The sequence below is a fragment of the Streptomyces sp. BBFR51 genome, assembly GCF_044591655.1.
In the GTDB taxonomy this organism is placed as follows: Bacteria; Actinomycetota; Actinomycetes; order Streptomycetales; family Streptomycetaceae; genus Streptomyces.
In genome coordinates this window covers 6,937,384-6,950,275 of sequence record NZ_CP172448.1, presented here as the reverse complement: position 1 = coordinate 6,950,275, position 12,892 = coordinate 6,937,384, and the positions used below count along the sequence as shown (strand labels likewise).

The following is a 12,892-nucleotide window of genomic DNA, read 5'->3' as shown; positions in this document are numbered from 1 at the left end:
AGGCCGTAGAGGGACGAACGTAAGCCTGGCCGGACGGGCTTGCCAAGACCATCGTCGTCAAGGCGCGGTGTCGATCACGTTTCGCACTCCTGTGGGTGAGTGCGGACGCCTCAGGCCGGCACGGGCGCGCACCTGCCCACCAGCTCGTCCATGGACAGCCCCAGCGCGCGGGCCAGCGCGGCCACCGTGAAGAACGCCGGGGTGGGCGCCCGGCCGGTCTCGATCTTGCGCAGCGTCTCGGCGGAGACGCCGGCCTCGGCGGCGACCGCCGTCATGCTCCGTTCGCCGCGGGCCGCGCGGAGCAGGCGGCCGAGCTGCTCGCCGCGCTCACGCTCTTCGGGGGTCAGGGGGGTGCGTACCATGGCGTCATTCTAATACCGGCTTCCCGTACCGGCCCCGGTGCGCCCCCAGGCACCCCTTGCGTCCTCCATGCGTCCTCCATGCGTCCCACGTCGCGAATCCAATTCAAATACCGGTATAGTAATTGGCATGGTGGAACTGAAGACGGACACATCGATCGACGCCATGCACGCGGCCGGCCAGGTCGTCGCGCGCGCCCTGACCGCCGTACGGCAGGCCGCGGACGTCGGAGTATCCCTGCTGGAGCTGGACGCGGTGGCGCACGGGGTGCTGCGGGAGGCGGGCGCGGGCTCGCCGTTCCTCGGCTACCGGCCCTCCTTCGCGCCGACGCCCTTCCCGGGCGTCATCTGCGCCTCGGTGAACGACGCGATCGTGCACGGCATCCCGGACGGCTACCGGCTGCGCGACGGGGACCTCGTCTCCATCGACTGCGGCGCGACGCTGGACGGCTGGGCCGGCGACTCGGCGCTCAGCTTCGTCGTGGGCACCCCGCGCGCGGCGGACGTGACGCTGATCGAGACCGCGGAGCGGGCCCTGGAGGCGGGCATCGGGGCCGCCGTCGTCGGCAATCGCATCGGCGACATCGCCCACGCGATCGGCACGGTGTGCCGGGCGGGCGGCTACGGCATCATGGAGGACTTCGGCGGCCACGGCATCGGACGGCGCATGCACGAGGACCCGGGCGTGCCCAACGAGGGCCGGCCCGGACGGGGTCTCCCCCTGCGGCACGGCATGGTCATCGCCATCGAGCCCATGCTGATCGACAGCGGCCGGGACGACTACCACGCGGCTCCCGACGGCTGGACCCTGCGCACGAACGACGGTTCCCGGGCGGCGCACGTGGAGCACACCGTGGCGATCACGCAGAGCGGTCCGCGTGTCCTGACGTCGCGGAACGGCCTCTGAGCGGCCGCGCGGCCCCGCCCCCGGGCGCTCCGCCCTTCCTGCTCACCGGCTGCTTCCCGGCATGCCCGCCGGAACAGAACGTGTCATGTTGGGCATGACCGCAGGCCGACCGGGTTACCCGGCCCCGGCACGCCGATCAGCGAAGCAGCGGAGGACCGGTAACGATGACCAGCGGCTTCATGGGCCCGGAGGGCGACCCGTTCGCGGAATTCCTGGCACGCTTCTTCGGCGGGCCGAGGCCCCGGCAGATCGACATCGGCCGGCTGCTCAGCCAGCCCGCCCGGGAGCTGGTGCGCGGCGCCGCCCAGTACGCCGCCGAACACGGCAGCCGGGACCTGGACACCGAGCACCTGCTGCGGGCCGCGCTCTCCACCGAGCCCACCCGGGGGCTGCTCAGCCGGGCCGGCGCCGATCCCGACTCGCTGGCCTCGCAGATCGACGAGCGGACCGGCCCGGTGCAGCACGCGCCGGGCGAGGCCCCGCCGCCCACGTCGCTCTCGCTCACCCCGGCCGTCAAGCGCGCCCTGCTGGACGCGCACGAGCTGGCCCGGTCGACCGGCACCGGGTACATCGGCCCGGAGCACGTGCTCAGCGCCCTGGCCGCCAACCCGGACTCGGCCGCGGGGCACATCCTGAACGCGGCCCGGTTCGCGCCCTCGGGCCTGCCCACGGAGGCACCGGACGCCGCGAAGGCCCGTGCCGAGAGCGCGCGGAGCACGAACACGCCGACCCTCGACAAGTACGGCCGCGACCTCACCGAGCTGGCCCAGCAGGGCCGGATCGACCCGGTGATCGGGCGGGAGGAGGAGATCGAGCAGACCGTCGAGGTGCTCTCCCGCCGCGGCAAGAACAACCCCGTACTGATCGGTGACGCCGGCGTCGGCAAGACCGCCATCGTGGAGGGCCTGGCGCAGCGCATCACCGACGGCGACGTGCCCGACGTACTGGTCGGGCGGCGCGTGGTCGCCCTCGACCTGACCGGAGTGGTCGCCGGCACCCGCTACCGGGGTGACTTCGAGGAGCGGATGAACAACATCGTCGGCGAGATCCGCGCCCACTCCGACGAGCTGATCATCTTCATCGACGAACTGCACACCGTCGTCGGCGCCGGTGGGGGCGGCGAGGGCGGTTCGATGGACGCCGGGAACATCCTCAAGCCGGCCCTGGCCCGCGGCGAGCTGCACATCGTGGGCGCCACCACGCTGGAGGAGTACCGCAGGATCGAGAAGGACGCGGCCCTCGCCCGCCGCTTCCAGCCCATCCTGGTGCCGGAGCCCACCACCGCCGACGCGATCGAGATCCTGCGCGGGCTGCGCGACCGCTACGAGGCCCACCACCAGGTCCGCTACACCGACGAGGCGCTGGTCGCGGCCGTGGAGATGTCCGACCGCTACCTCACCGACCGGCGGCTGCCCGACAAGGCCATCGACCTGATCGACCAGGCGGGCGCCCGCGTGCGGCTCCAGTCGCGCACCAAGGGCACGGACGTACGGGCCCTGGAGCGCGAGGTCGACCAGCTGGTCCGGGACAAGGACCAGGCGGTCGCCGACGAGCAGTACGAGCAGGCGAGCGGGCTGCGCGACCGGATCGGCGAGCTGAAGCAGCGGATCACCGAGGCCACGGGCGACGGCCAGGCCGACGAGGGCCTGGACCTGGAGGTCTGCACCGAGTCCATCGCCGAGGTGGTGTCCCGGCAGACCGGCATCCCGGTCGCCAGCCTCACCCAGGAGGAGAAGGAGCGCCTGCTGGGTCTGGAGTCCCACCTGCACGAGCGGGTGGTCGGCCAGGACGAGGCCGTGCGGGTCGTCTCCGACGCCGTGCTGCGCTCCCGCGCCGGGCTCTCCAGTCCCGACCGGCCCATCGGCAGCTTCCTCTTCCTCGGCCCGACCGGTGTCGGCAAGACCGAGCTGGCGCGGGCGCTGGCCGAGGCGCTGTTCGGCAGCGAGGACCGGATGGTGCGGCTCGACATGAGCGAGTACCAGGAACGCCACACGGTCAGCCGCCTGGTCGGCGCCCCGCCCGGCTACGTCGGGCACGAGGAGGCCGGTCAGCTCACCGAGGTGGTCCGCCGGCACCCGTACTCGCTGCTGCTGCTCGACGAGGTGGAGAAGGCGCACCCGGACGTCTTCAACATCCTGCTCCAGGTCCTGGACGACGGACGGCTGACCGACTCCCAGGGCCGGACGGTGGACTTCACCAACACGGTCGTCGTGATGACCAGCAACCTGGGCTCCGACGTGATCACCAGGCGCGGGGCCGGCATCGGCTTCGGCGCGGGCGGCTCGGAGGCCGACGAGGAGGCCAGGCGCGAACAGGTGCTGCGCCCGCTGCGTGAGCACTTCCGGCCCGAGTTCCTCAACCGCGTCGACGAGATCGTGGTCTTCCGCCAGCTCAGCGGCGAGCAGCTGCGGCAGATCACCAGCCTGCTCCTGGAGCAGACCCGGCGCATGGTGCACGCGCAGGGCATCACCGTCGACTTCACCGACGCGGCCGTGGACTGGATCGCCGAGCGCGGCTACCAGCCCGAGTACGGCGCCCGTCCGCTGCGCCGCACCATCCAGCGCGAGGTCGACAACGAGCTGTCCCGGCTGCTCCTCGACGGCCGTATCGCGGAGGGCGGCCGGGTCACGGTCGACGTCGAGGATGGGCGGCTGAGGTTCCGTACACCGCAGCAGCCCGTCGCCGAACTGTGAGTCCCGGCCGGCTCGTTACCGGCTAGCGCACCGGTTTGACCACCATCGCCGAGCCGCCGCCGCGCCGTTCCTTCTCGGCGGCGGCCAGCCACTTGCCGCCCGGCAGCCGCTGCACGCCGGTCGCGGCGCCGATCTCGGGGTTGAGCTTGAAGGAGTGCCCGAGGGCCTCCAGCTCGGCCCGCAACCCGCTGTCGTAGAGACCGGGTTCCAGCTCGGTCTGGGCGGCGTTGCGCTGGCTGGCGCGCGGCGCCGCGATCGCGTCCACCAGCGGGAGTCCGCGGTCGACGAACCCGGTGAGCGTCTGGAGCACGGTGGTGATGATGGTGGCGCCGCCGGGCGAACCGAGGGCCACGACCGGCTTGTGGTGCCGGTCCAGGACGATCGTCGGCGCGATCGAGGACCGGGGGCGCTTGCCGGGTCCCGGCAGGTTCGGGTCGTGGACGGCCGGGTTGGCCGGGGCGAAGGAGAAGTCCGTCAGCTCGTTGTTGAGCAGGAAGCCGCGGCCGGGAACGGTGATGCCGCTGCCGCCCGTCTGCTCGATGGTGAGCGTGTAGGAGACCACGTTGCCCCACTTGTCGGCCACCGTCAGGTGCGTGGTGTTCTCGCCCTCGTACGTCGTCGGCGCCGCCGTGCCGCCGCCCGCGCAGGAGGCCGGGTGCCTGGGGTCGCCGGGCGCGAGGGGGCTGGTGAGCACCGCGTCGTCCTTGATCAGGCACTCGCGCGAGTCGGCGTACCGCTGCGACAGCAGCTGCTTCGTCGGTACGTCCTCGAAGGCCGGGTCGCCGACCCAGCGCCCGCGGTCGGCGAACGCGATGCGGCTGGCCTCGATGTAGCGGTGCAGGTAGCCGGCCTTGTCCGCCTTCGAGAGGTCGGTGCGCTCCAGGATGTTGAGGGCCTCGCCGACCGTGGTGCCGCCGGAGGAGGAGGGCGCGATGGAGTAGACGTTCAGGCCGCGGTACGAGGTCTTCGTGGGCGCCTGGAGCTTGGCGCGGTAGGCCGCGAGGTCCTTGGCGGAGAGGTCGCCGGGGCGGGCGTTCCAGCCGGAGTCGGGGTCGACCGGCGGCTTGTTGACGGTGGCGACGATGTCCTCGCCGAGTTCGCCGTGGTAGATCGCGCCGACGCCCTTGCGGCCCAGCTCCTTGTAGGTGCGCGCCAGGTCGGGGTTCTTGAACGTGGAACCGACGACCGGGAGTTCACCGCCCGGCAGGAACAGCTCGGCGGTGTCCGGGAAGTAGCGGAACCGCTGCTCGTTGGAGGCGGTCTGGGAGCGGAAGGTGTCGTCGACGGTGAAGCCGTGCCGGGCGAGGCGCTCGGCGGGCTCGAGCACCGAGGAGAGCCTGCGGCTGCCCCACTGGTCGAGGGCGGTCTGCCAGGTGGCCGGGGTGCCCGGCGTGCCGACGGCGAGTCCGCTGCTGACGGCGTCGGGGAAGGCGAGGGGCTCGCCGTTCTCCGTGAAGAGGTCCTCGTCCGCGCTCAGCGGCGCGGTCTCGCGGCCGTCGATGGTGCGCACGGTGCGGGACCCCGCGTCGTAGTAGACGAAGTAGCCGCCGCCTCCGACTCCGGCGGAGTAGGGCTCGGTGACGCCGAGCGCGGCCGCGGTCGCCACGGCGGCGTCGACGGCGTTGCCGCCCTTGCGCAGCACCTCGATACCGGCGGCCGAGGCGTCCTTGTCGACGCTGGCGACCGCGCCGCCGTAGCCGACGGCGACCGGGGTCTTCGGGGCGACGGGCCGGCTCTGGGGCGTGGGCGGCGCGGCCGCCCCCACCGACACCACGGCGGCCGAGACCGCGAGGACCGTCAGATTCCGTGCGACAGGGCGACGCATCCGCACCTCCAGGGAAGGGCCGTTCGGGCAGCTTAGTTGATCGTCATGGCCGCGTCAGGAGCACATGGGAAGCGCGTGGAGCGCCCGTACACCGCGGCCCGTCGAACACAGGTACGCGGACGCCCGCTAGCATGCGCGCCCATGACTGACGACGTACGCAACATCGTCCTGGGTGTGGTCGCGGCGGGCATCAGCGCCACGCTGGGCTGGCTCGCCCGTACCTACCTGTCGAAGCGGAAACTCCGGCGCAAGCAGGCGTTCTTCGGGCTGCCCGACAGTTCCGAATCGCTGCTCGTCGTCAACCGGGACCCCGCCGCCTCCGAACCGGCGGTCCACCGCTTCGACGTCTTCGCGCTGCTGGAACTCTCGGCGCTGGTCAAGGAGTGCGGGGCGCATGTCCAGGTGGTGACCCAGGACATGGTCAGCCAGGGCTTCGGCGAGCGGACGGAGTTCTGCGTGGGCGGCCCCGGTTCGAACCGGCGCATGGTCGCCCACATGGCCGCCATGCTGCCCGGGGTGCGGATCAACATCGATCCGGAACCCGGTCCGGACCGGGGCGCCTTCCAGATCGGCGGTGAGCGCTACCGCATGGACGCGGGCGTCACGGAGTACGTGCTGCTGGCCCGCCTGACCGCCGGGGACCGGCGCGAGGCCCGGCCCGCGTTCCTGTTCTGCGGTCAGCGCGCGATCACCAACCAGGCCGCCACCCGCTACCTCGCCCGGCACCACGAGAAACTGGCCCGCAAGCACGGCAACAACTCCTTCGTGCTGTTGCTGAAGGTGGTCAACTCGCAGGCATACGGGCCGGATGTCGTCGAACTCGTCGGAGACGTGACCCGGACGGCAACCACTCCCCTGCCCAAACCGGACCCGGCAACGACCTCCCGCAACTCCCATCGGGCCTAGCCCGGTGTGCAGCTGACCTTCTCCTCGCCCGCGGGCACCTCGTGGTGGTGTCCGCTCCGCTGCGCGAGCAGTGATCTCCGGCTGCACCCTGCGTATGCCCCCGTGTGTTCGTGCACACTCCGACAAGTGCAACGTATCGGGACAAACATCAGGTATGCCGCCGACACGCATCTTTCGGGCATTACCCCTATTTACGGCGAATGCGGGGCCAAGGTTTCACGCTTCGGCGACTTCGCCGTACAGCTGCGATAGTTCGGGCACTCCGTCCGCCGCCCACTCGTGACCGGACGCCACCACGTCGAACTCCCGGCCGGAGGCGAGCCGTACGACGGGCTGGCCGTCGGACCGGATGGTCCACACGGCGCCGGGCACAGTGCGCACGATCACGGTGCCGAGGTACAGACCGGCGTCGTTGCCCAGCCAGGTCAGGATCTCCTCGTCGCTCCGCCAGCGCGGCAGGACCTGGTCCAACTGCTCCAGCGAGACCTCGGAGTCGTCGAGCCTGACCCCCTCCCGCAGCGCGCGCGAGCGCAGCAGATCGCAGTCGGCCAGCAGCTCACCGATGCCCTCCGCGTCGTGAGCCCGGGGATCTTCGCGCCGCTTGCCCAGAAAGGGGAAGTTCATACCTCCACACTGTCATTCGTACCGCCAGGTGCACCACAGGGCACGCGGGCGGTGCGCGGCTACAGCTCCAGGTCCACCACGACCGGCGCGTGGTCGGAGGCGCCCTTGCCCTTGCGCTCCTCGCGGTCGACGTAGGAGTCGGTGACCGCCTTGGCGAAGGGCTCGTTCCCGTACACCAGGTCGATGCGCATGCCGCGGTTCTTGGGGAAGCGGAGCTGGCGGTAGTCCCAGTACGTGAAGGGGTGGTCGTACTTCAGCGGGCGCGGGACCACGTCGGACAGGCCGGCCCCGCGCAGGGAGGCGAGGGCGGCGCGCTCGGCGGGGGTGACGTGGGTGGCGCCCTCGAAGGCGGCGCGGTCGTAGACGTCGTCGTCCGTCGGCGCCACGTTGTAGTCGCCCATCACGGCGAACGGGCGGCTGCCGGAGGCGTCGGACTCGACGGCGGCGCGCAGCGCCTCGAACCACTGGAGCTTGTAGGCGTAGTGCGGGTGCTCCACCTCGCGGCCGTTGGGCACGTACACCGACCAGACGCGGGCCGGGCCGCAGGTGGCGGAGATCGCGCGGGGCTCCTGGACGCCCTCGTAGCCCGGGTCGCCGGGCAGGCCCTTGACGACGTCCTCGAGGCCTACGCGGGAGAGCACCGCCACCCCGTTCCACCGGCCGGTGGCGTGGACCGCCGCCTCGTAACCCGCCTCGCGCAGCTGGTCGAAGGGGAACTGCGCCTCGGCGACCTTGGCCTCCTGGAGGCACAGCACGTCGGTGCCGCTGCTCTCCAGCCAGGCGAGGAGCCTCGGCAGGCGGGCGGTGATCGAGTTCACGTTCCAGGTCGCGATGCGCATGTCTCACAACCTACCGGGCGGCACTGACAACACGGTTCCGCCCGGGGGCGGGCCCTCGGCGGCGCTCCGGTCTCACACGCGGGCGGAGTCGCCCGAGCTCAGCCGCAGGTGCTCGGAGCCGCCCAGCTCGCCGATCTGACGGTCGTAGATCGGGCGGGCGAGGTCGGTCAGGAGCGCGTCGTGGATGTCGTAGGCGCGCTGCGGCCCGACCTCGCGGACGTAGTCGATGACCTCGGCGATCTTGTTCCAGGGGGCCATGACCGGGAGCATCAGCGTCTCGACCGGGTGGTCGGGGACGGTGAGGGCGTCGCCGGGGTGGAAGACCTTGCCGCAGTCCACGAGGAAGCCGACGTTGGTGACGCGCGGGATGTCCGGGTGGATCACCGCGTGCAACTCCCCGTGGACCTGTACGTCGAAACCGGCGGCGGTGAAGGTGTCGCCGTGGCCGACGGTGTGCACGCGGCCGGGGAACGCCGCCGAGATCTTCTCCGCGACCGACCGCGGCGTCCAGATCTCGGCGGCCGGGTTGTCCTCCATCGCGGCGCGCAGCCGCGGCTCGTCGAAGTGGTCGGGGTGCTCGTGGGTGACGAGGACGGCGTCCGCGCCGAGGGCGGCGTCCTCCTCACTGAATCCGCCCGGGTCGAGGACGAGCGTGCGTCCGTCCTTTTCGAGGCGGACGCAGGAGTGCGACTTCTTGGTGAGCTTCATGCCCCCCATCCTGCCGCCGCGGCCGCGCACAGGGGCCGCGGGGCTCACTCCGGTGGTGTCGTCTCCTCGCGGATGACCTGCTGCGCCACCCGGAAGGCCCGGTTCGCGGCGGGCACGCCGCAGTAGACGGCCGCCTGGAGCAGTACTTCCTTGATCTCGCCCGGGGTGAGGCCGTTGCGCAGGGCGGCCCGCAGATGGGGCGCGAGTTCGTCCTGGTGCCCGCCGGCGACGAGGGCGGTGAGGGTGACACAGCTGCGGGCGCGGCGGTCGAGGCCCGGGCGGTCCCAGATCTCGCCCCACGCGTACCGGGTGAGGAACTCCTGGAAGTCCCCGGAGAACTCGTCCGCCTGCGCGAGCGACTGGTCGACGTGCGCGTCGCCGAGCACTTCGCGGCGCACCTTGAGCCCCGCGTCGTACGGGTCGGGCCGCACCTGCGCCTGCGGTGGCACGACGGCCGGGGCGATCTCGGCGATGGGCGCTGCGTGCGGCGGTGGCGGGGCCGGGGCCGGCGCCGGCTGGACGGCGGCGGTGGAGGGCGGCCCGGCGACGGCGACGGGGGCCGGGTGTGCGGTGAGGTGGGCCGGGACGGCGATCTGGCCGGTGGCGGTGGCGTCGTGGGCGACCTGCCAGGCGGCGGTGAAGTGCCGCACCAGCAGGTCGGTGACGGCCGCCGGCTGCTCGACCGGGACCAGGTGCGAGGCGGCGGGGACGACCGCGAGGCGGGCGTCGGGGATCCCGGCGACCAGGGTGCGGGCCTCGGCGGGGCCGGTGACCTGGTCGTCGGAGCCGACGAGGACCAGGGTCGGGACGCCGACCCGGCCGAGTTCGCCGCGGACGTCGAAGGCGGCGAGGGCCTCGCAGGCGGAGATGTAGCAGCCGGGGTCGGTGGTCCGCACCATCTGCACGGCCCACTCGGTGATCGCGGGCTGGGCGGCGGCGTACCCGCCGGTGAACCAGCGCTCCGGCGAGCTGCGGGCGATGGGGTCGAGCCCGTTGGTGCGGACGATCACACCGCGCTGGCGGAACTCGTCGGCCGTGCCGAAGCGGGGCGAGGTGGCGATCAGCGCGAGGGAGGCGAGGCGTTCCGGATGGCGCAGGGCCAGTTCGATCCCGACGGCGCCGCCGAACGCGCAGCCCGCGTAGCCGAAGCGCTGCACGCCGAGCCCGTCGAGGGTGGCCAGCAGCCGCGTGGTGAGCTCGGCGACGGAACCGGCCGGGTGGGCGGGGGCGCCACCGTGTCCGGGCAGGTCGAAACGGAAGACCCGCCACTGCTGCGCCAGCTCGGGAACCTGCCGGTCCCACATGTGCCATGTAGCACCGAGGGACGGCCCCATGACCAGGACTGGGGCCTGTTCCGGCCCGTCAAAGCGGTATTGCATGCTGTCGACGTTCTTCTCACTCACCCGTTCACGCTCCCACATCTCACATTCTCTTCGTGAACGGGGGCGGAGCCACTCGCCAGACCTCCCCACGTGTCCGCCGCCGGCCGCAGGTCCTCCACATCCGGCTTCACGTACCAGCGCTTCGTGGTCCGGACGTCGGCGTGGCCGGCCCACCGGGCGAGGAGGCGGTCCGGGACCCCGTGGTTCGCCAGGTACGTCAGGCAGCTCGCACGGGTAGCCCGCTCACGCAGCTGCCGCCCGTTGAGCGCTCCGCCCCGAGCATCCACGAGAACGTAGCCGCTGTCTTCGTACCCCTGCCCCACCGCCGTTCGGTCGACCATTCGGACCACGCCGCCGTAGGCAACGTGCCTTCGCCCAGCTGAACATGCTTTTCGCCTCCCCGGCCCGTCCAAAGGAGAGTGGGAGATCGCCGACCACCCCACCCGCCATGCGACTGCCGGCATGCCGTCCAGGGCCTGCCTGAAAGGGCCGTGTCCCCCGTGCGAGCTACGTGCGGCTGTCCTCCTTGGGGTGACGATACGTGCGGGCTGGATCTCTAACGTGGGCACAGCCGTGGCGCTCCTGCGGCGGATCCGGTGAAGGAGTCCTATGAGAATCGTCTGGCAGCTTGTGGCCGTCTTGGGCATCGCCCTGATCGGCAACCAGGCTGTTGCCGCGGCGCAGGGGAATCCGTGGCTCAGCCTTGGCCTCGGCGCCCTGACAGCCGTGCTCGGCGTGCTGGTTTACAGGTGGGTGGTGGGGCGAACCGAACGGCGGCCGGTCACGGAGTTGGCCCGGAAGGGTGCCGTGGGAGAGGGGGCGCGGGGGGTACTGATCGGCCTCGCAATGTTCGGGGCCGTGATCGTGAACATTGCCTCCGCCGCGGAGTACAAGCTCGACGGCCTGGGTTCGGTGACGGGCGCGGTGACACTGTTCGGCGTGATGACCGCTGCGGCCGTGTCGGAGGAACTGTTGTTCCGCGGGATCCTGTTCCGGATCATCGAAGAACGCGCCGGCAGCTGGATCGCGCTGGCGCTGACCGGTCTGCTGTTCGGTCTGTTGCACCTGGTCAACCCGGACGCCACGCTGTGGGGTGCCATCGCCATCGCCATCGAGGCCGGCGGCATGCTCGCCGCCGCGTACGTGGCAACGCGCAAGCTGTGGCTGCCGATCGGGCTGCACTTCGGCTGGAACTTCGCCGAGTCCGGCATCTTCAGCACCGGGATATCGGGCACCGACACCCGGCAGGGGCTGCTGGACTTTGAGATCTCCGGCCCGCAGCTGATCACCGGGGGCGACTTCGGCCCGGAGGGCAGCGTGTACTCGGTGGTGTGGGGCGTGCTGTTGACGATCGTGTTCATGTGGCTGGCCCACCGGCGCGGACATGTGGTGCCCCGTCGTCGGCGCGTCGGCCGGGGCGAGGCCGCCGCTGCACTCCCCCAGTAACCGATCTGCGGAAAGTCTGGGCCGGACCCGGAACAGCACCCACCCATGTTCCCGCCCGCCCCCCACAACACATCGGCCTCTGCGTTCAAACCTGGCCGTCAATCGAGAAACACTCGCCAGTCTGCGGCTCGGCTTCGGAGACGAGGACATCGTCGGCGGACCGAGTCGCAGGCTGGTGGACGCGATCGTCGCCTACGGAGACACGGAAACGATCCGCCAACGCGTTCAGCAACACCTCTAAGCGGGAGCCGGCCACGTCTGCCTGCAAGTACTGACCACTCCCCCGGGCAGGCTGCCGCGGCGAGAACGGCGCGACCTGGCCTGCACGAAAGGCATGGTGACGACGCGTCCGCATCGGTGACAACTACGGTGCTTCGGATCACGAACATGGTTTACAGAAGGCCCTGAATTCGTTCGGGTCAGAGCTGGAAAGACCGCAGCCGAGGCGCCTTGACTTCAGAAGAAGTGCTTGCGTCCACCGACCGCGCGACCGGTCGCACCCAGGATCCACAGGATGGCGCCAACCAGAATGAGGACGCCACCGATCGTCGTCAGCAGACCCATGCCGACAAGCAGGCCGATGATCAGCAGAATGAGTCCAAGAATGATCATTTCAAAACTCCATCTTCAATTCCGACTCAGGCGCGCACGCGTATCAGTTTCACAGCGGCCAGAGTTCGTCCCTTGGTTGATAGGTCCCAACCAGCTCCGACTGACAGGACCTCGGTGTGATAGCCCTAGTGCCCGGCGACACGGTGTTCACGCATTCCTTCGAAACTTCGTTCAGTGCGCCACCCTCCCGACCGTCCTCTGCTCCGGAAAACCCTTCCACTCCGGACGGTTTGGACGTTGGTGACGGAGACAATGGGCAGCGGCGCCTACGGGCAGGTCCTCAGGCCCAAGGGATTCATCCCCCTCACCAGCCGGCCCTGCGCTGGGCCTCGTCTGCATCGGTACCCAGATGGACGCGGAGCTGCTGCGGGCCGACCCGAACGACCGCCTCATGCAGGAAGGCGTAGCTCTACCGCTTCCGATCCCTGCCCTGCCCTGCCCTGCCTGGGACACCTACGGCTCCTGCGAGAGCTGCGCGCATCAGCACGACCCACTCACCACGGTGGCGGGGCACTGGAACTCCGGGTCGGTCGGACCCTCCCCGACCAAGAGGCTCTGACCTGCCATTCCATGCCCGCGGCGGCCAGTGAT

At 71.1% G+C, this 12,892-nt stretch carries 11 protein-coding genes; 4 read left to right on the top strand and 7 right to left on the bottom strand.

Annotated features, from left to right (window positions below; all coding sequences use genetic code 11):
* Positions 1 to 110: 110 nt before the first annotated feature.
* Positions 111 to 362, bottom strand: coding sequence for a helix-turn-helix domain-containing protein (locus ACGH7X_RS31730; protein WP_399891605.1), 252 nt, complete (start codon positions 360 to 362; stop codon positions 111 to 113).
* A 127-nt stretch (positions 363 to 489) separates the two neighbouring features.
* Here ACGH7X_RS31730 and map point away from each other — a divergent pair, with 127 nt between their 5' ends.
* Both map and ACGH7X_RS31720 read left to right on the top strand, forming a co-directional pair.
* Positions 490 to 1,266 (top strand): type I methionyl aminopeptidase, encoded by a 777-nt coding sequence (map, locus tag ACGH7X_RS31725; protein WP_399891602.1) that lies wholly within the window; start codon positions 490 to 492, stop codon positions 1,264 to 1,266.
* 164 nt (positions 1,267 to 1,430) lie between these two features.
* Positions 1,431 to 3,959 (top strand): ATP-dependent Clp protease ATP-binding subunit, encoded by a 2,529-nt coding sequence (locus ACGH7X_RS31720; protein WP_399891599.1) that lies wholly within the window; start codon positions 1,431 to 1,433, stop codon positions 3,957 to 3,959.
* A 22-nt stretch (positions 3,960 to 3,981) separates the two neighbouring features.
* On the opposite strand, the gene ggt is transcribed toward ACGH7X_RS31720, so the two are convergent.
* Entirely contained in the window at positions 3,982 to 5,784 is a 1,803-nt protein-coding gene (gene ggt / locus ACGH7X_RS31715; protein WP_399891596.1) for a gamma-glutamyltransferase, read from the bottom strand.
* A 141-nt stretch (positions 5,785 to 5,925) separates the two neighbouring features.
* Here ggt and ACGH7X_RS31710 point away from each other — a divergent pair, with 141 nt between their 5' ends.
* Positions 5,926 to 6,690, top strand: coding sequence for a hypothetical protein (locus tag ACGH7X_RS31710; protein WP_399891593.1), 765 nt, complete (start codon positions 5,926 to 5,928; stop codon positions 6,688 to 6,690).
* A gap of 216 nt (positions 6,691 to 6,906) precedes the next feature.
* Here ACGH7X_RS31710 and ACGH7X_RS31705 read toward each other — a convergent pair whose 3' ends face one another.
* The 4 genes from ACGH7X_RS31705 to pcaC form a co-directional block, all read right to left on the bottom strand.
* On the bottom strand, positions 6,907 to 7,314 hold the full coding sequence (locus ACGH7X_RS31705) for a DUF6278 family protein (protein WP_399891590.1): 408 nt from the start codon (positions 7,312 to 7,314) through the stop codon (positions 6,907 to 6,909).
* A gap of 59 nt (positions 7,315 to 7,373) precedes the next feature.
* The gene (locus ACGH7X_RS31700; RefSeq protein WP_399891587.1) at positions 7,374 to 8,153 is read right to left on the bottom strand and encodes an exodeoxyribonuclease III; all 780 of its coding nucleotides are present in this window, start codon (positions 8,151 to 8,153) and stop codon (positions 7,374 to 7,376) included.
* Between the two features lie 72 nt (positions 8,154 to 8,225).
* The gene (locus tag ACGH7X_RS31695; RefSeq protein WP_399891585.1) at positions 8,226 to 8,861 is read right to left on the bottom strand and encodes an MBL fold metallo-hydrolase; all 636 of its coding nucleotides are present in this window, start codon (positions 8,859 to 8,861) and stop codon (positions 8,226 to 8,228) included.
* A gap of 44 nt (positions 8,862 to 8,905) precedes the next feature.
* On the bottom strand, positions 8,906 to 10,282 hold the full coding sequence (gene pcaC, locus ACGH7X_RS31690; protein WP_399891582.1) for a 4-carboxymuconolactone decarboxylase: 1,377 nt from the start codon (positions 10,280 to 10,282) through the stop codon (positions 8,906 to 8,908).
* 570 nt (positions 10,283 to 10,852) lie between these two features.
* Between pcaC and ACGH7X_RS31685 the strand changes: the two genes are divergently transcribed.
* Positions 10,853 to 11,689, top strand: a complete 837-nt coding sequence (locus ACGH7X_RS31685) for a lysostaphin resistance A-like protein (RefSeq protein ID WP_399891579.1) — start codon at positions 10,853 to 10,855, stop codon at positions 11,687 to 11,689.
* A 456-nt stretch (positions 11,690 to 12,145) separates the two neighbouring features.
* Here the strand turns inward: ACGH7X_RS31685 and ACGH7X_RS31680 are convergent, their stop codons facing one another.
* Positions 12,146 to 12,301, bottom strand: a complete 156-nt coding sequence (locus ACGH7X_RS31680) for a hypothetical protein (protein ID WP_219186103.1) — start codon at positions 12,299 to 12,301, stop codon at positions 12,146 to 12,148.
* Positions 12,302 to 12,892 lie beyond the last annotated feature (591 nt).

Bases quoted from the DNA above. Each gene is read 5' to 3' on its own strand.
- ACGH7X_RS31730 (WP_399891605.1), bottom strand. From the start codon at position 362: ATGGTACGCACCCCCCTGACCCCCGAAGAGCGTGAGCGCGGCGAGCAG.
- map (WP_399891602.1), top strand. From the start codon at position 490: ATGGTGGAACTGAAGACGGACACATCGATCGACGCCATGCACGCGGCC.
- ACGH7X_RS31720 (WP_399891599.1), top strand. From the start codon at position 1,431: ATGACCAGCGGCTTCATGGGCCCGGAGGGCGACCCGTTCGCGGAATTC.
- ggt (WP_399891596.1), bottom strand. From the start codon at position 5,784: ATGCGTCGCCCTGTCGCACGGAATCTGACGGTCCTCGCGGTCTCGGCC.
- ACGH7X_RS31710 (WP_399891593.1), top strand. From the start codon at position 5,926: ATGACTGACGACGTACGCAACATCGTCCTGGGTGTGGTCGCGGCGGGC.
- ACGH7X_RS31705 (WP_399891590.1), bottom strand. From the start codon at position 7,314: ATGAACTTCCCCTTTCTGGGCAAGCGGCGCGAAGATCCCCGGGCTCAC.
- ACGH7X_RS31700 (WP_399891587.1), bottom strand. From the start codon at position 8,153: ATGCGCATCGCGACCTGGAACGTGAACTCGATCACCGCCCGCCTGCCG.
- ACGH7X_RS31695 (WP_399891585.1), bottom strand. From the start codon at position 8,861: ATGAAGCTCACCAAGAAGTCGCACTCCTGCGTCCGCCTCGAAAAGGAC.
- pcaC (WP_399891582.1), bottom strand. From the start codon at position 10,282: ATGTGGGAGCGTGAACGGGTGAGTGAGAAGAACGTCGACAGCATGCAA.
- ACGH7X_RS31685 (WP_399891579.1), top strand. From the start codon at position 10,853: ATGAGAATCGTCTGGCAGCTTGTGGCCGTCTTGGGCATCGCCCTGATC.
- ACGH7X_RS31680 (WP_219186103.1), bottom strand. From the start codon at position 12,301: ATGATCATTCTTGGACTCATTCTGCTGATCATCGGCCTGCTTGTCGGC.